General features: G+C 65.2%; 24 protein-coding genes and 1 pseudogene. 6 read left to right on the top strand and 19 right to left on the bottom strand.

Annotated features, from left to right (window positions below; all coding sequences use genetic code 11):
- Nucleotides 1-407, bottom strand: a 407-nt coding sequence (locus tag F6S12_RS21745; protein ID WP_315869323.1) for a DUF3995 domain-containing protein, incomplete at its 3' end; no start/stop codon positions are given.
- Nucleotides 408-503: 96 nt separating this feature from the next.
- On the opposite strand from F6S12_RS21745, the gene F6S12_RS21740 reads away from it, so the two are divergent.
- Together F6S12_RS21740 and F6S12_RS21735 are read left to right on the top strand one after the other, a co-directional pair.
- Nucleotides 504-890, top strand: coding sequence for a DUF2946 domain-containing protein (locus F6S12_RS21740; protein ID WP_174824041.1), 387 nt, complete (start codon nt 504-506; stop codon nt 888-890).
- A gap of 87 nt (nt 891-977) precedes the next feature.
- A complete protein-coding gene (locus F6S12_RS21735; protein WP_015635324.1) occupies nt 978-3,113 on the top strand; it encodes a TonB-dependent receptor in 2,136 nt (711 codons plus the stop codon).
- Nucleotides 3,114-3,173: 60 nt separating this feature from the next.
- On the opposite strand, the gene F6S12_RS21730 is transcribed toward F6S12_RS21735, so the two are convergent.
- The 3 genes from F6S12_RS21730 to F6S12_RS21720 form a co-directional block, all read right to left on the bottom strand.
- Nucleotides 3,174-4,187 (bottom strand): ABC transporter substrate-binding protein, encoded by a 1,014-nt coding sequence (locus tag F6S12_RS21730; protein WP_315869322.1) that lies wholly within the window; start codon nt 4,185-4,187, stop codon nt 3,174-3,176.
- Nucleotides 4,188-4,323: 136 nt separating this feature from the next.
- Complete coding sequence (locus F6S12_RS21725) at nt 4,324-4,527, bottom strand: hypothetical protein (RefSeq protein WP_015635322.1); 204 nt, start codon at nt 4,525-4,527, stop codon at nt 4,324-4,326.
- Nucleotides 4,527-4,997, bottom strand: a complete 471-nt coding sequence (locus F6S12_RS21720) for a hypothetical protein (RefSeq protein ID WP_026020109.1) — start codon at nt 4,995-4,997, stop codon at nt 4,527-4,529. The genes F6S12_RS21725 and F6S12_RS21720 overlap by 1 nt, the downstream gene beginning before the upstream one ends.
- Before the next feature lie 602 nt (nt 4,998-5,599).
- Here F6S12_RS21720 and F6S12_RS21715 point away from each other — a divergent pair.
- The 3 genes from F6S12_RS21715 (at nt 5,600) to F6S12_RS21705 (ending at nt 6,595) form a co-directional block, all read left to right on the top strand.
- Nucleotides 5,600-5,830: a hypothetical protein gene (locus F6S12_RS21715; protein ID WP_026020108.1), complete on the top strand. Its 231-nt coding sequence runs from the start codon at nt 5,600-5,602 to the stop codon at nt 5,828-5,830.
- Nucleotides 5,831-5,908: 78 nt separating this feature from the next.
- Nucleotides 5,909-6,271, top strand: a complete 363-nt coding sequence (locus F6S12_RS21710; protein ID WP_171820706.1) for a hypothetical protein — start codon at nt 5,909-5,911, stop codon at nt 6,269-6,271.
- A gap of 84 nt (nt 6,272-6,355) precedes the next feature.
- Nucleotides 6,356-6,595 carry a DUF2789 domain-containing protein gene (locus tag F6S12_RS21705; protein WP_011060895.1) on the top strand — a complete coding sequence of 80 codons (240 nt, stop codon included), beginning with the start codon at nt 6,356-6,358 and terminating at the stop codon, nt 6,593-6,595.
- Here the strand turns inward: F6S12_RS21705 and F6S12_RS21700 are convergent.
- The 13 genes from F6S12_RS21700 to iolC all read right to left on the bottom strand — a co-directional run bounded on the left by F6S12_RS21700 (nt 6,592) and on the right by iolC (nt 21,268).
- Nucleotides 6,592-6,810 carry a hypothetical protein gene (locus F6S12_RS21700; protein WP_019094291.1) on the bottom strand — a complete coding sequence of 73 codons (219 nt, stop codon included), beginning with the start codon at nt 6,808-6,810 and terminating at the stop codon, nt 6,592-6,594. The genes F6S12_RS21705 and F6S12_RS21700 overlap by 4 nt on opposite strands.
- 121 nt (nt 6,811-6,931) lie before the next feature.
- Nucleotides 6,932-8,557, bottom strand: coding sequence for a methyl-accepting chemotaxis protein (locus F6S12_RS21695; RefSeq protein WP_077933960.1), 1,626 nt, complete (start codon nt 8,555-8,557; stop codon nt 6,932-6,934).
- A 159-nt stretch (nt 8,558-8,716) separates the two neighbouring features.
- Nucleotides 8,717-9,121, bottom strand: a complete 405-nt coding sequence (locus tag F6S12_RS21690; protein WP_011060892.1) for a TraR/DksA family transcriptional regulator — start codon at nt 9,119-9,121, stop codon at nt 8,717-8,719.
- A gap of 350 nt (nt 9,122-9,471) precedes the next feature.
- Nucleotides 9,472-10,494: an ABC transporter permease gene (locus tag F6S12_RS21685; RefSeq protein WP_011060891.1), complete on the bottom strand. Its 1,023-nt coding sequence runs from the start codon at nt 10,492-10,494 to the stop codon at nt 9,472-9,474.
- 31 nt (nt 10,495-10,525) lie between these two features.
- Entirely contained in the window at nt 10,526-12,073 is a 1,548-nt protein-coding gene (locus F6S12_RS21680; protein WP_072452259.1) for a sugar ABC transporter ATP-binding protein, read from the bottom strand.
- Nucleotides 12,074-12,139: 66 nt separating this feature from the next.
- Nucleotides 12,140-13,066, bottom strand: coding sequence for a sugar ABC transporter substrate-binding protein (locus F6S12_RS21675; protein WP_011060889.1), 927 nt, complete (start codon nt 13,064-13,066; stop codon nt 12,140-12,142).
- 41 nt (nt 13,067-13,107) lie between these two features.
- Nucleotides 13,108-13,353 carry a hypothetical protein gene (locus F6S12_RS21670; RefSeq protein WP_011060888.1) on the bottom strand — a complete coding sequence of 82 codons (246 nt, stop codon included), beginning with the start codon at nt 13,351-13,353 and terminating at the stop codon, nt 13,108-13,110.
- A gap of 213 nt (nt 13,354-13,566) precedes the next feature.
- Entirely contained in the window at nt 13,567-14,577 is a 1,011-nt protein-coding gene (locus tag F6S12_RS21665) for a Gfo/Idh/MocA family protein (RefSeq protein ID WP_072442195.1), read from the bottom strand.
- A gap of 34 nt (nt 14,578-14,611) precedes the next feature.
- On the bottom strand, nt 14,612-16,549 hold the full coding sequence (gene iolD / locus F6S12_RS21660) for a 3D-(3,5/4)-trihydroxycyclohexane-1,2-dione acylhydrolase (decyclizing) (RefSeq protein WP_015635315.1): 1,938 nt from the start codon (nt 16,547-16,549) through the stop codon (nt 14,612-14,614).
- A 78-nt stretch (nt 16,550-16,627) separates the two neighbouring features.
- Nucleotides 16,628-17,449 carry a TIM barrel protein gene (locus F6S12_RS21655; RefSeq protein WP_174395524.1) on the bottom strand — a complete coding sequence of 274 codons (822 nt, stop codon included), beginning with the start codon at nt 17,447-17,449 and terminating at the stop codon, nt 16,628-16,630.
- 36 nt (nt 17,450-17,485) lie between these two features.
- Nucleotides 17,486-18,292 (bottom strand): 5-deoxy-glucuronate isomerase, encoded by an 807-nt coding sequence (iolB, locus tag F6S12_RS21650; RefSeq protein WP_077933958.1) that lies wholly within the window; start codon nt 18,290-18,292, stop codon nt 17,486-17,488.
- Nucleotides 18,289-19,197, bottom strand: coding sequence for a myo-inosose-2 dehydratase (iolE, locus tag F6S12_RS21645; protein WP_077933957.1), 909 nt, complete (start codon nt 19,195-19,197; stop codon nt 18,289-18,291). Before iolE ends, iolB begins: the two co-directional genes overlap by 4 nt.
- 130 nt (nt 19,198-19,327) lie before the next feature.
- The gene (iolC, locus tag F6S12_RS21640; protein WP_077933956.1) at nt 19,328-21,268 is read right to left on the bottom strand and encodes a bifunctional 5-dehydro-2-deoxygluconokinase/5-dehydro-2-deoxyphosphogluconate aldolase; all 1,941 of its coding nucleotides are present in this window, start codon (nt 21,266-21,268) and stop codon (nt 19,328-19,330) included.
- A gap of 315 nt (nt 21,269-21,583) precedes the next feature.
- On the opposite strand from iolC, the gene F6S12_RS21635 reads away from it, so the two are divergent.
- Nucleotides 21,584-22,504, top strand: a complete 921-nt coding sequence (locus F6S12_RS21635) for a MurR/RpiR family transcriptional regulator (RefSeq protein ID WP_011060881.1) — start codon at nt 21,584-21,586, stop codon at nt 22,502-22,504.
- A 19-nt stretch (nt 22,505-22,523) separates the two neighbouring features.
- Here the strand turns inward: F6S12_RS21635 and F6S12_RS21630 are convergent, their stop codons facing one another.
- Nucleotides 22,524-22,793, bottom strand: coding sequence for a hypothetical protein (locus F6S12_RS21630; protein WP_053157953.1), 270 nt, complete (start codon nt 22,791-22,793; stop codon nt 22,524-22,526).
- A gap of 15 nt (nt 22,794-22,808) precedes the next feature.
- Nucleotides 22,809-23,022 (bottom strand): annotated as a pseudogene (locus F6S12_RS21625) (DHH family protein); the annotation flags it as partial.

Raw genomic sequence — 23,022 nt, 5'->3', positions numbered from 1 at the left:
CCCAGCACCACGCACAGGGGGGAATAGAACAGGGTGTCGAGGCGGGCGAATTTCGAATCCCGGACTTCCTTGAAAAAACCCACCAGCTCGGAGTCGCCGATGGCCCGGGCGAACATCAGCAAGGCAATGGCGCTGATCACCCACTGCAGAGACGGATGGGTCACGGTCGGCAGGTAGAGCCCGACCCTCAGGCACACCAGCATCGCCACCAGCAACAAAGCCACTGCCACCAGCATCGTGGCCAGGGCCGGCGGACGGAACGCCGGCTGGGTCATGCCGGGCCCCGGCCCCGGCACCTCGGGAATCACCGCATCACTGCCACGCTTGCCACCCGCAGCCCAGTACAGATGGATCAGACTGATCAACAGGAAGCTGCCAGCCACCCCCTGTGCGAGCAGAAGATTCATGTTCAGACGTCCATGCAGAAAATGTCGCTGAAGAATGGACTCGATTGACCGTTTTTGTAAGTACGTTCGTCGCCTTCGATGATAAAGTGCCGCCCCATGAAATTTGCCCGTTCCGATCGCTCGCTCGTTGCCTGGATGCTCTATTGCTGCGTCCTGTTCAACGTGTTCGCCTGCAGCATCGGCCACGGGCAGATGCTCGGCATGCAGCTCAACGGCATCGGCGGGCAGTTCTGCAGCGTCGACCCTGCCACCCAGGCGCCGCTGCAGAAACCGGCCGACCAGGGCTCCCTGCCCACTCTCTCCAAGACCTTCGGTTGCCCGCTGTGCTCCACCGGCGGCATGGGCCCGGCCCTGAACTCCAGCCTGACCCTGGCCCTGCTGCCGCAGCCCCAGGCCCCGCTTGCGCGCACCCTGGCCAAGACCGACCTCCCCGCCCGCTCCACCTGGCCCGCGGCCCATCCCCGGGCACCGCCTCTCGCCTGATTCCTGCTCGTGCTCAACCTGCCCACTGCGCTGTCGCGCGGCGCGCGTTCGTGGGCCTTTTCCTAGCCAAGAATTCAGGATGCACCGATGAAACACCTTCCTTTGCTGGCGAGCCTGCTGGGCTGCCTGTCGATCAATGCCTGGGGCCAGCCGAGCCTCGAACTGGCCCCCACCACCATCGGCGCCGATGAGGCCGATGCCGAGCCGGGCCTGAACCTGGACCAGTCCAGCGGCATGGCCTCGCGCCTGGGCCTGAGCCTGCGCGAAACCCCGGCCTCGGTGGCCGTGGCCAGCCGCCAGGACCTGGAGCGAAGCGGCGCCCGCACCTTCCAGGAAGCGGCCAACGCCCTGCCCGGGGTCAACGCCAGTGCGCCGCCGGGGTTCGGCGGCTTCGTCTCCTACCGTGGTTTTACCAGCAGCCAGATCACCCAGATGTTCAACGGCATCAACGTCGCCACCGGCCTGGCCCGGCCCGTGGACGCCTGGATCTACGACCGGGTGGAGCTGGTGGGCGGCCCCTCGTCGCTGATCAATGGCGCCGGCTCCGTGGGCGGTTCGCTGAACTACGTGACCAAGCTCGCGGACCGCCGCGAACAGGCTGCCGAAGGCCTGCTCGGCTACGGCAGCTACGACACCACGCAGACCGCTTTCGGGGTCAACCACGCCCTCAGCCCGGCCGGTGCCGAGGTGCAGCACTACGCGCGCTTGGACGTCAGCCACAACACCAGCAACGGCTACATCGACCGCCAGGAAAGGGATGCCTGGAGCCTGGCCTTCTCCCTGCTCAGCGACCTGACCCCGGACCTGTCCCACACCCTGGCGGTGGAATACCAGGATGAACACGAGGACAGCCCCTACTGGGGCACCCCGGTGCTCAATCCCAAGGCCGGTGAGCTGAAGATCGACAAGCACAACCGCTTCAACAACTACAACGTCGCCGATGGCCTGTATGAGCAACGCACTGTGTGGCTGCGCTCGATCATCGACTACCGGATCAACCCCAGCACCAGCCTGCGCAACACCCTCTACCACCTGGACAGCCAGCGCGACTATCGCAACCTGGAGACCTACCAGTACAACGCCGACAACAGCCGGGTGAACCGCTCGACCGCCTACCTGGTACGGCACCAGGGCCAGCAGGACGGCAACCAGTTCGAACTGCGCCACGATGATCAGCTGTTCGGCCTCGACACCACCTGGTCCGGGGGTTTTGAGTACAAGGTCAACAGCACCACCAACTCGCCCTGGAACGTGCCGGCCAGCAACAGCGTCGATCCCGGCAACTTCCAGCCGGGGTACTTCTATGACCTGAAGGGCACCCGCCAGGGCTGGGCCAAGGACAAGACCAACCAGGTCACCACCCGCGCCCTGTTCGTCGAGAACCGCCTGGCCCTGAGCGACGAGCTGTCACTGCTCAGCGGCCTGCGCTACGACGCCATCGACCTGGACGTGACCAACCACCGGCTGATCACCGCCAGCAACCCGCGCCACCTCAAGCGCAGCTGGGAACCGGTCACCGGGCGCCTGGGCCTGACCTGGCAGTTCCTGCCCAGCGCCAATGTCTACGTGCAGTACAGCACCGCCGCCGAGCAGCCCAGTGGCACTCAGAACTTCGAGGTGTCCACGGGCAAGCAATGGGAAGTGGGCAGCAAGTTCGACTACCTGCAAGGACGGGGTTCGGCGACCGTTGCCGCCTATCGCATCGAGCGCAAGGACTTTGCCGTCACCGATCCCCTGGACCCGGCCAACAGCATCCCGGTGGGCCAGCAGACCTCCAGGGGCATCGAGCTGGCCAGTTCCCTGCACATCACCCCCAAGCTACTGGCGCAAGCCAACTTCGCCTGGGTGGATGCCGAGTACGGCGAGTTCAACGAGAAGATCGCCAGCGGCGCGGTGGTCTCCCGCAAGGGCAACACGCCGACCAACGTACCGGACCGGCTGGCCAACCTGTGGCTGACCTATGACCTGTCGCCCAACTGGCAGACCGGGGTCGATGCACGCTACGTGGCCTCGGTATACGCCGACAACGCCAACACCCTGCGGATGCCCGCCTACACCCTGTACGGCAGCTTCCTGCGCTACAAGGTCGACAGCCACACCACAGTGACCGGCCGGGTGCGCAACCTGACCAACGAGGTCTATGGCCAGTTCGCCCATGTGTCCCCGGCGTACTACCTGGGCCAGCCGCGAACCTTCGAGGTGGCGGTGCAGACCCGCTTCTGACCCCTGCCCTGCACCCGCCGGGCGCAAGGTTCAAGGGCCCATTCGCCGGCACACCGGCGCCTACAAGGTGGCGGCGATCCTGTCCGCCACGTCCCGGGGCACCCAGGCGCGCCAGACGTCGGGGTGCTGCTTGAGGAAGGCCAGGGCCGCGTCCCGCGGGGCACTGTGGTTCTCGCTCATCTGCGCCAGGGCGCGGTTCAGGGGCTCGATGGGCAGGTCGACCTTGGCGAAGAACTGCGCCAGTTGCGGGTACTGCTTCTGGAATGGCGTGGACACCCCGATCGACAACCTGGAGGCCAGGGAACGGGTTGGCCGGGGGTTGGGGTTGGCGGCGTCGGTCAGGGTCTTCCAGGCTTCGGCGTCAAAGGGCGGTTCTTGCAGTTGCACCAGCTTGAAGCGCCCGAGCAGCGGCGTGGGCGACCAGTAGTAGAACAGGATCGGCTTGCCGCGACGGATCGCCGAGCTGATCTCCGCATCCAGGGCCGCTCCGGAACCGCTGCGAAAATTCACGTAGCTGTCCTGCAGGCCATAGGCCTTGAGCTTCTGCTGGTTGACGATCTCCGAGGTCCAGCCGATCGGGCTGTTGAGGAAACGCCCCTTGTCCGGGCTCTCCGGGTCCTTGAACACGTCCTTGTAGCGGGCCAGGTCGGCCACGCTGCGCAGCTCCGGCGCCAGCGGCTTTATACCTTTGGCCGGGTCGCCCTTGATCACGTATTCCGGCACCCACCAGCCTTCGGTGGCGCCCTTGACCGTATCCCCCAGGGCCTGCACCTTGCCTTCGGCCTCGGCCTTGACCCACACCGGGCTGCGCCCCGCCCACTCTTCGCCGATCACCTGGATGTCGTTGTTGGCCAGGGCCGTTTCCAGGGTGATGGTGGTGCCGGGCAAGGTGTCGGTGGGCAAGCCATAGCCCTGCTCCACCATGATCCGCAGGATCTCGGTGATCAGGCTGCCGCTTTCCCAGTTCAGGTCGGCGAAATGAATCGGTTGCGGCGCCGCCACAACCGGCTGCGCCGTACTCAGGGCGGCAAGGCTCAACAGGCTGCTGGCCAGCAGCGCGCGGATTCCTTTCATCGGGGTACACCTCTTGGGTCAGGACCTGGGCCACAGGGGCAGGCAGCGCCTAAGCGCACGGCCCCCAAAGCATTAAGTCAACTGACTGTAGTAGAGGTTCAGTAGTTTCAACCCCAGGCCATTCCCGGATGGCCGCTCAAGAGGCCGGAGGCTCCTGCAACCGCTGCAACTCGCGGCGCACCATGCTGGCGTAGGCCGCGGGGCGCAGGTTGTACAGCTGGGCGGCGACCCAGTTCAGCCAGGCGCCCTGGAGCACGGTCTTCTGCGCGAACAGGCGCTGGGCTTCAGCGCTCGCGGCCTGTTGATGCTCATGGTGAAACGCGGCGCGGCCCTGGCTCATCACTCGCTGGCCTTGAAGCTCACCAGTTCGCCCTTGCGCCATTTGGCGGCCTTGGCGGTCACCGCCTTGAGGGTCTTGGTCAGGCCTTCCTGCAACTGCTCGTTGGCGGCAAACACGGTCACCACCGAATGGCCTTCCTTGAACAGGATGCCCTGCCCCAGGGGGCTGCTGACAAAGGCGTAGTCGCCCAGGCCGTAGACCGTCAGCTTGATCTCGCGAAAGCGGATCTCCATCTTGCCGCCTTCACGGCTGGGCAGCACGGCGGCGCGAAAATGATCGCCGACCTTGAGTTCAAGGCGCGGCTTGTCGTCCACCACCAGGGCCGTCTCGGTGTCGATCTCGGCGACGTAGATGCCTTCGGCGGACTGTTCGGTGAGGTAGACAAAACGAGATTGGAACTGCTTGACCAGCTTTGCGCGCAAATCACCCAACACGAACAATGCATGCATTTCAAGATTACTTACTGCCAAGGAACACTCCCCGATACTCAAAATGATGTCGCCCGGAAAAAAACGGACGGCACGAAAAAACCGCCATGACGGCGTAGTCACCCCAATCGGTTACCCAATACACACAAGTGCAGCTGGCACTCCTGGCCACGACGCTGGCGGCGGCACTGGGCAAGGGGCATTTCGCCGATGCATCAGGCACATGTCGAAGGCGTGAGGAGTGAGCTCTGACCCGCAAAGCGTGGCGGCGCGTCGTCGGGGGTGGGTGCTGGAACAGGCCTGCTGGCCGGATGCACCCGGGTCACGATTCCCCCGGTCGGCAGCCACTTCGGGTTGCAGAGGCAATTCTAGAGCAACTTTGTGCATTTCGACTATTTAAAGCGCACACCGGCTTCGCGCGCACCCACTTCAGCAAAAGCCGGAGTTGACGCGCAGCCGGTAATATTACCCAGCAACAGAAGCAGGAAGTTTCAGATTAGATCATCAGAATAATCGCCACCTAGAATCCAAATGATATAACTCAGCCCGCCATCACCCAACAACTGCCATACTCCGCCATTGATTGAATGCCCCCCTCTTGGGGGGCGTTCAAGCACTCACTCATCTCCAAGGGAAGGCTAGAAGTGACCGAACTAGATATTGGCGAGTTTTTCATTCGTGGCGAGTGCAGAGAAGTCGAAGGCGAGTTCCAGGCCGTGATTGCCATGCGCGCCAAACCCCCACTGACCCAGGTCACCTTCCACCAGGTGGAACGCGATCGCTGGTTCAAGACCTCGGAAGACGCTGCCGCGGCAGCCAGAGCGTCGGCCAAGGCCCTCAAGCAGGCCATCGACCAGGGCGCCCTGAACGCCTGACAGACAGCGCCAGTCAAGGATCCGACAGCGCGACCGATACAAAGGCGAGATCCGTTTAAGAGCATCATGATGATCGACTTGAAACCCCCATCTCGCCTGGCCGACTTCCTCAAGCCGGATCCAAGCACTGCGGTACTGGAAGCCTCGGACGATGGCGAGACCCTGGTCCTGAGCCGCTCCAGCGCGCAAACCCCGGAAGAGGCGCTGTTGCTGGCGAAGAAGAAACGCATCCGCCAACTGAAAAAGCAGATCGAGCTGCTGCAACAGAAACTGCAGCGGGCCAAGGCCCGCCTGGCCACGGTCAAGGAAGCCAGTTCCGGCTCCGACACCGGCCGGGCCATGGCCCTGTCGTCCGCCCGGGCCCAGGTCATGGCCTACAGCACTGCCCTGTCCATGGCCCAGACGGCGTTGTTCCAGGCCGAGAGCGGCACCCTGGCCTGAACCCTTGGATCGAACTTGCGCGCCTGCCATGCCTCAGATGCACTGAGGCAGCGCCGGTGCTGCCCGTCACCCAAGGAGATCACCATGGAAGCGCCCACCCATAACCTCGAAGGGCTGTTCGACCAGTTGGGCCTGGATTCCAGCCCCGCCGCCATCGATGGTTTCATCGCCCGGCACTCGCCCCTGGACGAAGACCTGAAAATGATCGACGCCCCCTTCTGGACGCCCCAGCAAGCGGCCTTTCTCAAACAGCAACTGCGCGAAGACGCCGACTGGGCGCCCGTGGTGGACGAGCTCAACCTGCGCCTGCACCAGGCCGGTTAAGCCGAATGCCGCAGGTGCCGGCCGCCGGGCAGCAGCACCTGCAGCTGCTGCTGCCAGGCCAGCCGGCACTCCTCGGCCTCGGCGCGGCTGGCAAAGGCCGTGCCGCGCTGTTCGCCATTGACCAGAACCACCCAGCACGCACGACGGCCCTGGGCCCGCAGGCTGGCTGGCACGCCGCTGCCAATCATCACCGCTACATCGACTTTGCTGTGCATGGAGCTACCTCCAGAAAATTAGTTAGCTGCCTAACGATGTTGGCATACTAACTAACTTGCCGGCCCCTGGAACAGCCTGTTCCTGCATTGCAGCATTACCGATAGCGTAACAATGGAGGCCTCAGCCCTTGCCCGAGCCTGGCGCCTGCTCGGGTTTGTAACCCAGGCGCAGCCCGCCCCAGTGCCGGCCGCGGACCATGATCGGCACCGAAAGGTCATGCATCAGCTCGCCGGTATCCCGGGTATAGGTCTGCAGAAGCAGCGGTTGCTGGTGGCTGCCACAGCGGATCCCCGTGCGGTCGGCGAACTTGCGCTTGCTGCGGTTATGCAGGTTGTCCACCTCGGGATCGCCGGTCAGCGGCTGGGAAAAAACCTTGTTGTGGGTCGGCACGTAGCCTTCCTGGGTACAGGCGATGGCGAACACCAGGCCATCGTGGCGCGGCAGCAGGGATTCCTGGATCGGCGGCAGCACCTGATCGGTGTAGCGGTCGAAGCGGGTCTGGTATTTGGCCGGGTCGGTGTTGGCGATCAACTGGTAGTGACGATCGAACAGATCGTCGAGGCTGATGCGGTTCTGCTCCAGGTCGGCCTCGAACTGCTCGGCAATGCGCCGCGCGCCTTCGCGGGCCAGGTCGTAGATGCGCTGGTGATAGTCATCCAGGCCCACCGCCGCCAGGCGTTCGCTGATGGTTTCCGCCTGCCCTTCCATCTGCACCGCGGCCTGCGCCAGGCTGCGGGTCTGCTGGTCGCTGACCGCCAGGTCGCTGCGCATCTGCTCCACGGCATGAAACAGGCTGTCCAGTTGCTCGCGGTTGGTCTCGGCGCCCCGGGCGATCTCGCTGACCTGCCCTTCCACCCCGGCCGCCAGGCGCGCGATGTTGTCCAGGTGACGACCGGTGTGCTCCACCTGCTCGACCCCCAGGTTGAGGTCGTCGGCCAGCTGGCGGATCTGCTCCACCACGTCGCTGGTGCGCTGCTGGATATCCGCCACCATCACCCCGACCTCGTCGGTGGCCGCGGCGGTGCGCCCGGCCAGCCCGCGCACCTCATCGGCCACCACCGCGAAACCGCGCCCGTGTTCCCCGGCCCGGGCTGCCTCGATGGCCGCATTCAGCGCCAGCAGGTTGGTCTGGCTGGCGATGGACTGGATCACCAGGGTCACCCGCTGGATCTCCTCGCTGCGCTGGCTCAGGGCCTCGATCAGCTCACGGCTGCCATTGGCGCGCTGGCTGAGCAGGTGCATGCGGCTGATGGATTCCCCCAGCACCGTGCGCCCTTCGGCGCTGCTGGCGTGGGCCTCGCTGGCGGCGCCCAGGGCCTGCTGGCTGAGTTGGGAGGTGACCTGCTCGGTCTTGATCATCACTTCGGCGTTGCCGACGATGCGCGCGGCGGCGTCGAGCTGGGATTGCAGCTTGCCTGCCAGCTGGGTCACCGAGTAGGCCACGCCCGCCGCGGACAGTGCGTTATGGGTGGTGCTGTAGGACAGGTCACGGGTCAGCGCCGACAACTGATCGTCAGCCGTCGCGTTCGCCACCAGGGGCCGCCCGCGCCCGCGCAACCGCGGCAGCCAGATCACCAGCACCGCCACGGGCAGGCACAGGTACAGCGACCAGCCGCCCAGGGCCTGGCCGGCGAACAGCGCCATCAGCGCCGCGCTCTGCAAGGACGGCGCCCACCAGCGGGCGGCGGTTTCGGGTGTTGCCAGCGGCTGTGCGACCGGCGCCGCTAGAGATCCATCTCTTGACATCTGTGTCACCCCACATCGTTCTAATTGTTTGCGGCATTAGACGCCACTAGAGGGCCATTATCCATGGTCCCTTAGTCGCGGGTTTGCAGCAGATCAAGAGAATGTGCGGGCGGGCACTGCCCGAAAAAACAGAGCCCCCGCTGTGGCGGGGGCTGGCGATCAGGCTTGACGCTGATGCTTGTCGATCTGCTCGTGGCGCTCTTGGGCCTCGATGCAGTACTTGGTAGTGGGGCTGATCAGCAGGCGCTTGAGGCCGATCGGCTCGCCGCTGTCGTCGCACCAGCCGAAGCTGTCGTCGCTGATCCGGCCCAGGGCCTGTTCCAGTTGCGGCAGCATGCGCTGGTCGCGATCAATGGCGTTGACCAACCAGGTGCGCTCTTCTTCGACGGAAGCGGCGTCGGCCGGGTCAGCCGGGGTGTCCAGGCTTTCAATGGCGATCCGGTTCTGTTCGATGCGCTCGTGGGTTTCCACCTTCATGGCTTGCAACAGGTCGCTGAAAAAAGCGTGCTGCTCGGCATTCATGTAGTCATCCGCCGGCATGGCCAGCAACTTTTCCTTGGTCATTGATTTCTCTATAAAAAATACGTGCATTAAGGCGAATTCAAACTGTTTCCGGTTGACCCGTCAGGTCATCAGAAAGGCGCCATACCTTCCAAGCGCCACCCGGCACTCAATTTACGAGGGGCGGCAGTCTAAGGCCGGTTTGAGGGCGCAGCAACTGAAATGACAGCGAATCTGTCCGACAAACCGCACAAAGCCCGCAAATGCGGGCTTTGGTGGCGTTTATTGGAGTGCGTTTATAACAAAAAATTCCATAGCCATGGGTCTTTTAGAAGACAAACGGCAGTGCCGGACGGCGGATTCTGGCCGTTTTCAACGATTTCCAGGGGCACCGGCCGGCGCCTCTCCCCTGCTCAGCGCTTGAGCTTGCGCTTGTTGCGGTACTGGTCGATGACCACCGCCACCACGATGATCAGGCCCTTGATGATGTCCTGGATGTAGGCATCGACCCCGACAAAGGTGAAGCCACTGGCCATGACCCCGAGGATCAGCGCGCCGATCACGGTGCCGGTGATGCGCCCCACCCCGCCGGCCAGGCTGGTGCCGCCGATCACTGCCGCGGCAATCGCGTCCAGCTCGTAGGACATGCCCATCCCCGCCTGCCCGGTGGCGGCCCGCGCCGAGGCCACCACCCCGGCCAGCCCCGCCAGCAGCCCGGCAATGCTGTAGACAATCACCAGGTGGCGCTTGACGTTGATCCCCGAAGTCCGCGCCGCCTGCATGTTGCCGCCGATGGCATAGGTGTACTTGCCGTACTTGGTGTAGCGCAGGGCGATATGAAAGATCAGCGCCACCACCAGGAAGATCACCACCGGCATCGCCCCGTGGCCGATGGCGGTGTAGGAATCGGAGAGCATGCTCACCGGCTGGCCCTGGGTGTAGTAACGCGCCAGCCCCCGGGCCGAGACCATCATCCCCAGGGTGGCAATAAAGGGAGGAATGCCGGTCAGGGCAATCACACTGCCGTTGATCGCCCCCGCCAGGAGGCCGACCCCGAGCCCGGCGAGCACCGGGATCCACACCGGCAGGTCGGTCAGCGAGGGAAACACCGCCCGGGTGAAGTCCGAGGTCTGGGCCAGGCTGGCGGCAATCATCGCCGACAGGGCCAGCACCGAACCGGAAGACAGGTCGATACCGGTGGTGATGATCACCTGGGTCACGCCGATGGCCAGCAGGCCGATCACCGAGACCTGGAGAATCATCAGCACCAGGCGCTGGGAATTGAGCAGGAAACTCTGGTCGCGGACGATCCAGCCAAACAGCTCGAACACCAGGCCGATACCGATCAGCACCAGGAAGATGCTCAGCTCGGTGGGCAGTCGTCGCCGGGGCTTGACTGCCACCGCCGCGGGTTTGTTGTCGATTATCGCGTTCATTGCCAGCCACCACCCTTGGGTTGAATGTCGTCTAGTTCAGGCCCGAAGCCAGTTGCATGACCCGTTCCTGGGTCGCCTCGTTGCGGTCCAGGGTGCCCATCAGTTGCCCTTCGTGCATGACCATGACCCGGTCGCTCATGCCCAGCACCTCGGGCAGTTCCGAGGAAATCATGATCACAGCCATGCCCTCACCGGCCAGACTGGCGATCAGGCGGTAGATCTCGGCCTTGGCCCCCACGTCAATGCCCCGGGTCGGCTCGTCGAGAATCAGGATCCGCGGCTGGGTCATCAGCCAGCGCGCCAGCAGAGCCTTCTGCTGATTGCCCCCGGACAGGGTGTCGATGCATTGCTCCAGGGACGGGGTCTTGACCCGCAGCTTCCTGCACATGTCCTCGCACAAGGCGCGCAAGGCCTTCTGCTGGACAAAACCGCCGCCGGCGTAGTGCGGCAGTACCGCCACTTCCATGTTTTCCAGGACCGACAGGCAGGGGAACAGGCCACTGAGCTTGCGATCCTCGGTCAGCAGGGCAAGGCCCTTCTCGATCGCCCGGTGCGGGTCGCCGATGCGCAGGGGCTGGCCGTCGAGGACAATCTCGCCGCCATCGCTTGGGGTGATGCCGAACAGGGTTTCGGCGACATTGGTCCGCCCCGAGCCCATCAGCCCGGCAATGCCGAGGATCTCCCCGGCATGCAGATCGAAGGACACGCCCTTGAACACCCCGTCCAGGCGCAAGTCGCGGACCTTGAGCAGCAGCTCGCCGATAGGCTTCTCGCGCTGGGGAAACAGCTGGCTCAGCTCGCGCCCCACCATCATCGAGATCAGGCTGTCGCCGTCCAGGCTGTCGGCCCGTTGCAGGCCGATGTAGGCGCCATCGCGAAACACCGCCACCTCATCGGCGATGGCGAACACTTCGTTCATCTTGTGGGTGATATAGACGATGCCCTTACCCTGGGCCTTGAGGTCGGCAATGATCGAGAACAGGTGCGCCACCTCCTTGTCGGTGATGGCCGAGGTCGGTTCGTCCATGATCAGCACGTCGGAGTCATAGGACACCGCCTTGGCAATCTCCACCATCTGGCGCTCGGCGATGCTCAGGTTGCCCACCTGCTCCTCGGGGTCCAGTTCGATGCGCAGGCGCGCCAGCAAGGCGGCAGTGCAGCGGTGCATTTCCCGGTGGTCGATCAGGCCCAGGCGGTTCTGTTGCTCGCGGCCGATCCAGATGTTCTCGGCGATGCTCATGTGCGGCATCAGGTTGAGTTCCTGGTGGATCATGGCGATCCCCGCCTGCAGCGCCGCCAGCGGCGTGGCGAAGGTCACCGGCCGGCCCTTGAGGCGCAGTTCGCCGGAGTCGGGCTGATAGATGCCCGCGATGATCTTCATCAGGGTCGACTTGCCGGCACCGTTTTCGCCCATCAGCGCCAGGACCGTGCCGGGGCGTACCCGCAGTTGCACGTTGGCCAGGGCCACCACCCCGGGAAAGCCCTTGCTGACATTCAGCACTTCCAGCAGGTAGGGCTCCTGGGGCGCCACGGCCGGGCTCAGGGAGTGCAGGCTCGAAGCAGTAGCACAAGCGTTCATGATCAGCTACTCCAGCGGCCGGGCAGCCAGCGCCGCCCGGCCCGCGTGTGATTGAAGGGCCGGCGCCTACTTGAACTGGGCGACCGTTTCCGGGGTGATCAGGCGGTAGGGAATCCACACCGCGGCGTCCACCGGCTGCTTGTTGGCCATCTTCACCGCGGTTTCCACCGAGCCGTCGGCCTGGCCCTTGGCGTCCTGGAACACCGACACCGCCAGCTCGCCGCGCTGCACCGCGCGCAGCCCGTCGGGGGTGCCGTCGACCCCGGCGATCAGCACGCTGCCCTTGGCCACCCCGGCCTGGTTCAGGGCCATGGCCGCACCGATGGCCATCTCGTCGTTGTTGGCCACCACCGCATTGAACTCGCGGCCCTGGGTCAGCCAGTCGTTGACCAGGGTCATGCCCTTGTCCCGCAGCCAGACGCCTGTCTGTTCCTGGTCGACCTTGATCCCGGGGTACCGGGCCAGCACCTCCTTGACCCCCTTGGTGCGATTGGTGGTGGAGTTGTTCGCCAGGTCGCCGAGAAGGATCACGATGCTGCCCTTGCCGCCCATTTTCTCGGCCAGGTACTGCATCTGCATCTTGCCTGCCTCCAGGTCGTCGGAGGCCACGGTGACCACGCCCTTGGGCAGGTTCAGGTCGTCCGGGCGACGGTTGACGTAGACCAGGGGAATCCCGGCCTTGACCGCCGCCTCGGTGATCTTGCGAGTGGCGGCGGTATCCACCGGGTTGACCACGATGGCGTCCACCTTCTGGCTGATGAAGCTTTCCACCTGGCTCAGTTGCTTGACCACATCACTGCGGGCGTCCTCGAACTGCAACTGCACGCCTTCGGGCATGGACCTGGCCTTCTGGTCCATGGACTCGCGCAGGTAGGTCAGCCAGGTGTCGTCGAACTGCGACATGCTCACGCCGATGCGCACCTGGGCCAGCGCCGCGCCACTGAACAGCATCAGCGACAGGGCAAGACACGCCACTCGGTTCTGAATGTTCATTAAGAGTCGTTCTCCACATGCTTGTTGGTGGGTGGCCGTGCTCAGGCCGGCGAATACAGAACCGGGGCCCCGGGCATGCAGCCCAGCAGCGCGCCCTGGTGTTCGACACACAGGCCGCTGAGCAGGGTCAATAAACGAGAGGACCAGGGAGTGACGGGCAGATCGCGGGAGGCGGCGCCCCGGGTACGGGACAGCCATTGCAGAGCAGAGCGGAAGGTTTTCATCGACGGCACCTGTTTGTTCTTGTTGGTGGGTTCTCCAGGGCTCAAGCGGGGCTTGAAGGCCATGGGAACCTTGTAGGGTCGGCTACCTGGAAACGACTTTATTGGAAAATAATTTCTATATCAACTCATTTTAGAATTTTACTGCAATTGCATTTCCAGCAGCCCGATCCCTCGCTTCCCGCAGGAGACGGCTTGCCGGCGAAGGGGCCCGCACGCCTTGCAGCGCCCTGGAAAACACCTTCGCTGGCAAGCCGGCGCCTACAGAAATCCCGGGGTTCAGGCGTAGAGCGCCGGGCGCTGGGGCAGGCTGATGGGGACGATCGCCCCGCTCTGCTGGGCCTCGATGCAGGCGTCGGCCGCCACCGCCGCGGCCAGGCCGTCCCAGGCCGAGGGCCCACCCACCCGGCCAGCGCGCACGCCATCGACAAAGGCCTGCAGCTCGACGTCATAGGCGGCGATGAAGCGCTCCTTCCAGTCCATCAGGATCGCGCTGGACAGGCTGGCCGCGCTGCGCAGCTGGACCTGGGGCGGCTCCGGCAGGCGGGCGATGCCGCTCTCGCCCACCACTTCGCACTGGATGTCGTAGCCGTACTGGCAGTTGACGAAGATCTCCACGTCGATCCGCGTGCCCCGGGCGGTTTCCAGCAGCACGATCTGCGGGTCGCGCAGTTGGGCGTGGGCCTTGCCGGTCTTGCGCGGGAACAGCACCTGCACCGACACATAGTCGTCCGCCAGCAGCCAGCGCAGCACATCCAGCTCGTGGATCAGGGTGTCGGTGATGGCCATGTCGGTCTTGTAGTTCTCCCCCACCCGCGGGTTGCGGTGAGCGCAGTGCAGCATCAGCGGCTCACCGATGCGCCCACTGTCCACCACCGCCTTGAGCGCCTGGTAGCCGGCGTCGTAGGGGCGCATGAACCCCACCTGCACCAGGCGCCGGCCGTGGGCAATCTCGGCCTCGACGATGCGCCGGCAGCCGGCGGCAGTCACCGCCAGGGGCTTTTCGCAGAACACCGGCTTGCCGGCGGCGATGGCCGCCAGCACGAACTCTTCGTGGCTCGGGCCCCAGGACGTCACCAGCAGCGCCTGGACCTCCGGCGCCTGGATCAGGGCATGGCCGTCGGGGTAGACCTCGGCCTCAAGCGTGAGCCCGGCCAGCACCCGGGCCGCCTGCTGCGGGTCGATGTCGGTCACCGCCACCACCCGGCAGCCCTGCAGGGTCTGGCTGCAACGCCGAATGTGATCCTGACCTATGGCACCAGTGCCGATAACGCCTAGCTGCAAAGACATGGGTGTACTCCTGTGGTTGTTCGGTTAGGGAGCTTCAGTACTGGCGCGCCTTGGCCAACTGCTGATCGATGGCGGCGGCCGCGGCGGCCACCCTCTCACTGCCGCTGACCTCGGCCACCGCCACATGCCACCAGGACAGGTAGCCGTGGAGCATGGTCTTGGGCAGCACCTTGATATCGATCAGGGTCGAGACCCGCTGCAGCCGGGCGTCCGCCAGGGCGGCGTGGAGCTGCTCCAGGTTCCTCACCTTGTAGGTCTTGCAGCCGTAGGCCGCGGCGCTCATGGCGTAGTCCACCGGGATCAGGCCGCCGTCGAGCTGGTCGCTGTCTGGGTTGCGGTAGCGGAACTCGGTGGCGAAGCTGTCCAGGCCCTGGCCCAGCTGCAGGTTGTTGATGCAGCCGAAGGCCATGTTGTCCAGCAGCACCACGTTGATCTTGCGTTGCTCCTGGATCGAGGTCAGCAGCTCCGAATGCAGCATCAGGTAGGAGCCGTCGCCCACCAGGGCATAGACCTCGCGCTCGGGGGCGGCGAGCTTGACCCCCAGGGCCGCGGCAATTTCATAACCCATGCACGAATAGCCATATTCCACGTGGTAGGTGTTGAGCCCCTTGCTGCGCCAGCTGCGTTGCAGGTCCCCGGGCAAACTGCCGGCAGCGGCGACAATCACCGCATCGTCGGCCAGGGTCTGGTTGAGCACCCCCAGCACCTGGCTCTGGGTCAGGCAGGAGCCGGTCAGCTCGATGAACTCGCGCAGCACCGCCGGGTCCAGCGCGTCGTTGACCTCCGGCACAAAATCCTCGCCCTGATAGTGCACGCCGTGGACCCGCTCCAGCTCGGCATCCAGCTGCGCCCTGGCCTCGGCCACCCGAGTGCCCCAGCCGGCGCGGTAGGCGCTGCCGGCCAGGGCCTCGCCCAGTGCCTGCAAGCCGGCCCGAGCATCGGCCAGCAGTTGCACGCCATCGAGCTTCACGGCATCGCCGGGGTTGATATTGAGGTTGAGAAACTGCACCTGGGGGTGCTGGAACAGCCACTTGGACGAGGTGGTGAAATCGCTGTAGCGGGTACCGACGCCAATGATCAGGTCGGCCTCCCGGGCCAGCAGGTTGGCCGCCAGGCAGCCGGTTTCACCGATGCCGCCCACGTTCAATGGATGGCTGGACAGCAGCGCGCTCTTGCCGGCCTGAGTCTCGGCCACCGGTATCGCGAAGCGCTCGGCAAAGGCCTGCAAGGCCTGGTTGGCCGCGGCGTACTTGACCCCGCCACCGCAGATCAGCAACGGCTTGCGCTTGCCCCGCAGCAGCGCCACGGCGTCCGCCAGCATCGCTTCGGTGGGTGGCCGCCGGTCGATGCGATGCACCCGTCGGGCGAAGAAGCTCAGCGGGTAATCGTAGGCCTCGGCCTGCACATCCTGGGGCAGCGCCAGGGTCACCGCGCCGGTTTGGGCCGGGTCGGCCAGCACTCGCATCGCCTGCAGCGCCGCGCTCATCAACTGCTCCGGGCGGTTGATCCGGTCCCAGTATTTGCTCACCGCCTTGAAGGCATCGTTGGTGCTGATGCCCAGGTCATGGAACTGCTCGATCTGTTGCAGCACCGGGTCCGGCTGGCGGCTGGCGAACACGTCACCGGGCAACAGCAGCAAGGGAATGCGGTTGGCCGTGGCGGTGGCCGCGGCGGTCAGCATATTGGCCGCGCCGGGGCCCACCGAAGCGGTGCAGGCATAGACCTTGCGCCGCAGGTGCTGCTTGGCAAACCCGATGGCGGCATGGGCCATGCCCTGCTCGTTGCGGCCCTGGTGCACCCGCAATTGGCCCGGGTCCTGCTGCAGCGCCTGGCCGATGCCCAGCACATTGCCGTGGCCGAAGATCGTAAAGACCCCGGCAACGAACCGGCTCTGCTGCCCGTCCACCTCGACGTACTGGTTATCGAGGAATTTCACCAGGGCCTGGGCCATGGTCAGTCGAATCGTGCTCATCTGTGTTCCTTCAATGGCCATACAGCACTCTCACTGTTCTTTGTGCGGAAGCCGGCTTGCCGGCGCCTACAAGGGGGGTCAGGCCAGGGCCTGGCGCAGGTGCTGGATACTGCGCTCCAGAGCCTGCTGCAGGTCCGGTCGATCGTGAACGCTCGCGGCAAAGGGCTCGAAGGACAGGTAGCCGCGGTAACCGCCCGCCAGCAACGCGGCGATCTGCGTCGTGGTGCCCAGCCGGTCCGCCGCGCCCACCAGCACCCGATGACCGTCCCGCAGCGTTGCCAGAGGCAGTGGCGGGCCCTCGACACCGGAGAGATGCACCAGCCCGGTGAGCTCGGCGAACAGCTGGGGTTCGCCGGCCAGTGTGTGGTGGAAGGTATCGTGCACCAGGCTCAGCACATCCAGCGCGCCAACGGCGCGGATCGCGTCCACGGCGCTGCGCTTGTCACGCAAGGCGCACTCGGCAAACCCCAGGGGCTCGACAAAACCGCGCAGGCCATGCTGGCGAAGAACCTCCGCGATCCGGGTCAGGGCGGCCGCCAGCCCCTGGGCCCGCTGGCCCGCGCTGCGCCGGTCGCCGGGGTCGTTCAGCGGGCACAACACCAGGCCCTCGGCACCGCAGGCGCGGGCATAACCGGCCAGGCGCAGCAACTGCTGGCGGCGCTGTTCATCCCACAGGTCGAAGGGGTACAGGGCATTGATCGACAGCAGCCGGATGCCACGCTGCTCACACAGCTCGCGGACCTGCTCGGGGGGCGTGCCATCCTCGATCTCCACACCCTTGAGGTCATTGCGCAGCTCCACTGCATCGATCTTCAAGGCCAGTGCCAGGTCAAGAAAATCCGCCAGTGGCAGGTGCGGTGCGACCATTCGGTTCAAGGCAAAACGCAAAGGCTGAGTCATCTTCCAGCTCCCCGAAAATCGGCAAAGGTGCGTCGTTCACAGATCCAGCAGCCAGCTGTGCCGGGGGTCGTTATGGAACTGCCAGACCCGCTTCGGCCCGGCCATCACGTTCAGGTAATAGGACTCGTAGCCATAGGGCACGCTGACCGGGTGGTACCCCCTGGGCACCACCACCAGGTCGTGGTGCTCCACCGCCATGGCCTCGTCCAGGCTGCGGTCGTCGGTGTAGACCCGCTGGAAGACAAAGCCCTGGGGCGGGTTGAGCTGGTGGTAATAGGTCTCTTCCAGAAAGCTCTGGTGCGGCAGGTCGTCGGTGTCGTGCTTGTGCGGCGGGTAGCTGGAGGAATGCCCGGACGGCGTGCGCACCTCCACCACCAGCAGGGAATGGGCCGGCTCGCTGTCGGGCAGGATGTCGCAGACGTAGCGAGTATTGGCGCCCTTGCCACGCACGCTGCGCCTGCACTGTTCCGGGCGGATCAGCCGTGGGCCGAGGTCGTTATCGACTGCCCCCGGGGCGGCACACACAGCGATCTGTACATCGCTCAAGGCGGTGACCCGGGCCTGGCTGCCCGGCGGCAGGTAGGCGGCAAAGGGGGATTTGTCTTCGAACACCGATTGCCGGTCACCCAGGTTGGGCCACTGGAAGGCGCCCTGGGGCGCTTCGCCCTGCACATCGATACGGCCGCTGAGCAGCACCAGGCAAAGCTCCTTGTCGCCGGCGCTGACCGGCAGGCTTTCCCCCAGGCCCAGGCGGTAGGCACTGAACCCCACGTATTCCAGGGCGCCCTCTTGCAGCTGGACCATGGTCCGGCCCTTTGTAGCGCTTTTAACCAGCAGACTCATTGGGCAGCCCTCCTGCGTTGCAGGCCAGCGTCCAGCAGGGCCCGCAGGGTGTCGTAACCTTTTTTTGCGTAGACGTAGCTCGGCGCCACCGCCGGGTCCTGCTCGGCCTCCACCACCAGCCAGCCCTGGTAGCCTGCGTCCAGCAGCACATCGAGCAAGGGAGCGAAGTCAATGTCGCCATCGCCGGGCACGGTGAAGGTGCCGTTGACGATGCAGTCCGGGAAGCTCCACAGGTTGTTGCGCGCCAGTTGCACCACCGGCTTGCGCACGTCCTTGAAGTGCACATGGCACACCCGCCCGATATGCCGGCGCAGCACCTCCAGGGGTTCGCCGCCGCCCATGTAGCAATGGCCCGAATCGAACAGCAGGCCGACTTCCTCGCCGGTCAGGCGCATCAGCGTGTCGATGTCCGCCGGGGACTCGACGTAGGCGCCCATGTGGTGGTGATAGGCCAGGCGCACGCCCTGGGACAGGGTGAAACGCGCCAGCTCCGTGAGTTTGTCCGCGTAATCCTGCCAGGCCTGTGCACTGTGGAAGCGCGGGCGCTCGATCAGCCGCACCGGCAAGCCCTGGATCGAGTCGGCCACTTCGCCGTAGACCAGCACCGAGGCGCCGTTGCGTTTGAGCAGTTCGACGTGGCTGGCAATGGCGTCGATTTCCTCGGCCACCGAACGCCGGGCCAGGCGGCTGGAGTACCAGCCCGAGACCAGCGCCAGGTCATAAGGGCGCAACACATCGCCCACGCCCTTGGCGTCCTTGGGGAACTTGCCGTTGAGTTCGAAGCCTTGGTAACCGATCTCGCGGCCTTCGCTGAGGGCGGTGCTCAAGGGCGTTTCACCGCCCAGGGCCGGCAGGTCGTCGTTGCTCCAGGAAATCGGGTTGATGCCAATTCGGATCGCGGGCATGGCTGCACCTTTTGTTGTTATTCATGAAAGCGTGGAGAACGGCCTTGCACTCGCAGGAGCTGGCTTGCCAGCGAAGGCACCGGCGAGCCTGGCACCAGGCTCAAGACCCTCTTCGCCGGCAAGCCGGCTCCTACACAGGGCGGGCGCTGCGCCAGGCGTTGATCAGTTGCTCGAAGGTGCCCTGCACTTGCCGGATCAGGGTGTCGTCGTCGATCTCCCCCGCCAGCCACGCTCGGCTGGGCTCCTGGAAAATCGTGCGGCCCACGGCAAACCCCCGGCAGGTGCGGCTATCAGCCGCTTGCCGGAAGCCCTCGGCGAGGGCTTCGGCCGAGGCATTCAGGCCCAGCAGCACCACGCCACGGCAATAGGGGTCGCGCTCCTGGATCAGCTCATCGAGCTTTTTCCATTCCTCGGCCGACTGCGCCTCGATCTTCCACCACGCGGGGTAGATGCCCAGGTTGTACAGGCGCTTGAGGCTGCGGTAGAGCACCTCGGGATGAGCGCCGGGCAGGTCCCTGGGCGGGATGATTTCCAGCAGCAGCTCATGCCCGCTGACCTGGGACGCCTGGTACAGGCCACGGATCTGCGCTTCCTGTTCCAGGCGCAGCAAGGGTTCGTCGTCCGGGTGAAATTGCACCAGGCACTTGATGATCTGTTCCTGGGGCCAGGCGATCAGATTGCTGCCCACCGAGCGCCCGTGCTCGAACGCCAGGGGCCGCGAGCCCTGCACTTCCACCGGCCGCGCCACCCACCAGCCGCGCCCGGTGGCGGCGTTCAGCGCCTCCTGGCCGAAGCGCTGGTCGGCCAGCAGGCCGACATCGGCCTCGATGCCCCGGCGCCGCAGGTCGGCTTCGACCCGCTGCACCGCTTCTATGAAGAGTTGCTTGAGCTGACCGATGGCCTTGAGCTCGCGACCACCTTGCTGCGCCAGTTCCACCAGTTGCCCACGGTGGTCGAAGGCGAAGACGAACAGGGGCTTCCAGGCCTTGCGCGGCACACTGACCTGATGCAGGCGTTGCAGCACCGGGTCCTGGTCGGGACGGGTGATGGGCACCGGGCTGCTGAACAGGTAGTCCAGTTCGGCCCGGGTCGGCATCGCCGGGGCGCAGGCGTGGCGCGACACCACCAGGCCGCCGCAGGCGTTGGCCAACTGGCAGCAGCGCTCATCGCTGGCCTCTTCCAGCCAGCCACTGAGGAAGCCGGACATGAAGGCATCGCCGGCGCCCAGCACGTTGAGCACCTCCACCCGCACGCCGGGGTAGATCGCCCCGTCTTCCAGGCGCTCCGGAATCTCGCCGTGGATCACCGTGCACCCTTGCGGGCCAAGCTTGACCACCAGGGTCGCGGCACTCAGTGAACGCACGGTGCGCAGGGCCGTCAGCAGGTCGTCGCTGCCACCGGCAATCAGGAACTCCTCTTCGGTGCCGACGATCAGATCGAAGCGCGGCAGGATGCCCTGCACATGCTGGCTGACCTGCGGGTCGGCCACGAACCGGGTCTCGCCGTCGGCCTTTCCCGCCAGGCCCCAGAGCACCGGCCGGTAGTCGATGTCCAGGACCCGCTTGACCCCGTGCTTTTGCGCGTAGTCCAGGGCCTGCAGGCTGGCCCGGTAGACGCCGTCGGTGGAGAAATGGGTGCCGGTGATCAGCAGGGCCTTGCTGGAGGCAATGAAGGCTTCGTCGATGTCGGCGGCGCACAGCGCCATGTCCGCGCAGTTCTCGCGGTAGAACACCAGGGGGAAGGTTTCACGGTCCTTGAGGCCCAGCAGGACCAGGGCGGTGAGGCGCTGCGGGTCGACCTTGACGGCACTGACGTCGCAGCCTTCGCGCACCAGCGACTCCAGCAGGAAGCGCCCCATGTGGTCATCACCGACCCGGCTCAGCATCGCCGACTTGAGGCCCAGCCGTGCGGTGCCAAAGGCAATGTTCGCCGACGAGCCGCCGAGGTATTTGGCAAAGCTTGCGACGTCCTCCAGCCGGGCCCCCACTTGCTGCGCGTAGAGGTCGACGCCCAGGCGTCCGAGGCAGATCAGATCCAATTGACGCCCACTGGCAAAACGAGTCTGGCCCATGCTGGCTCCTGTTATTTTTATCAGCCGCTGCCTGCCGTCGCGCACTGCCCCGGCAGGCCTACTTGGTGGATGCAGACTAGAACGTCTCCCGGCACCAATCAATATTTATTCTATAAATTTTTTACGTGGAATATTTTTTCCATTAAACTTTTCTGCAAAGCCCAAGGCTGCGCCGTGCATCGTTTCAGCAAGGCGCCCGGGGCCCGGCCCCTCAAGATTTTCCCGGCGCCGACCCTGTAGACTGCCCGCAGCCCATTTATTGTCAGGGGGCGACGCCCGCGGTCGCTCCCATCAGTACCCTCAGAAGGATCCGTTATGTCCCGCACCGATCAGCCGGCCCTGTCCGATCGCACGCCCGAGAGCGACCTTGCCAGCCCTCCGGCCAATGCCGAGCGGCTGCTGCAGTTGATCACCGAGGAGTACGAGAGCCTGCCGCGCCAGCTCAAGCGCATCGCCAGCTACATGAGCCAGCAGAGCGACCGGATCATGGTCGACCGGATCAGCGACATCGCCCGCGAGTGCGAGGTGCACCCTTCGGCCATCGTGCGTTTTTCCCAGCGTTTCGGCTTCAGCGGCTTCAGTGAAATGCAGGCGCTGTTCCGCCAGGCCTACACCCACAAGGCCACGCCGGTGCAGAACTACCAGCAGCGCATCCGCAGCCTGATCGCCAACAAGTCGCAGAAGGCCAGCGACGGCGACCTGGCGCGCGACTGCATCAGCGCCACCCTGTCGGGGATCGAGCGCCTGGGCCTGGAGCTGGACGACGCGGCCTTCGAGCAGGCCGTGGACCTGGTGGTCAACACCGACAATATCTATGTGGTGGGGGTGCGCCGCTCCTTCGCCGTGGCCGACTACCTGGTGTACAACCTGCAGCACACCAACAAGCGCATCCACCTGGTGTCGGGGCTGGGGGGCAGCTACCGCGAGCAGATGCGCAGTATCCGCCCCAACGACCTGGTGATCGCCATCAGCTTCACCCCCTACGCCAAGGAAACCCAGCACTGCCTGCGCATTGCTCAGCACAACCAGGCCAAGACCCTGATCATCACCGACAGCACCCTGTCGCCCCTGGCCAAGCGCGCCAACAGCGTGCTGCTGGTCAACGAGGGCAGCTCCTTCGCCTTCCGCTCACTGAGCGCCACCCTGTGCCTGTGCCAGGCGCTGTTCATTGCCGTGGCCTACCGCCTGGAATTGAAGATGGACGAGATTCACGAACAGGGCGGCTTCGACGACTAGCCCTTCGGCTGGCGCGGCGCTATTCGTAGATCTTGCCGCAGTACAGGAACACCGCGAAGCGCTGCCAGGGCGAAGCCTCCACCAGCCCCTGGGTGGCACCGATGCCGGTGGCCTCGGCCCAGGCGTGGGCGCCGTCGAGAAAATCCTCGATGCAATGGTTCTGCCAACTGTCGGCCTCGCCGGCCTGGGCCATGCGCTGCGCCTGGCGGCGGTCGGCAATCAGCGCCTGGACGAAGTCGAGGAAGCTCTGCTCGTCATGCACCTGCTGCAAGCATTGTTCAAGGTCCATTGGGGCTCTCCGGGGTCAGGACGTTGCCTGGAGCGCCAGGCCCTTGCGCAGCAGTTCCTTGCGCAGGATCGGCCGGCCCGGGCAATGCACGCCGTCCAGGGTGCTGCACTCTAGCAGCCGTTCCAGCTTGCGGGCACTGCCCGGGCTGCCGGTCAGCAGGTAGCTCGTGCCTTCGCCGAGGCTGATCAGGTTCAGCAGCCAGTCATCGCCCCACTGCCCCAGCACCTGC

Source organism: Pseudomonas sp. JV245A, from assembly GCF_032424515.1.
GTDB lineage: Bacteria > Pseudomonadota > Gammaproteobacteria > Pseudomonadales > Pseudomonadaceae > Aquipseudomonas > Aquipseudomonas protegens.
Note: the sequence above shows the minus strand (reverse complement) of the source record. Positions and strands in the feature narration are given on the sequence as shown.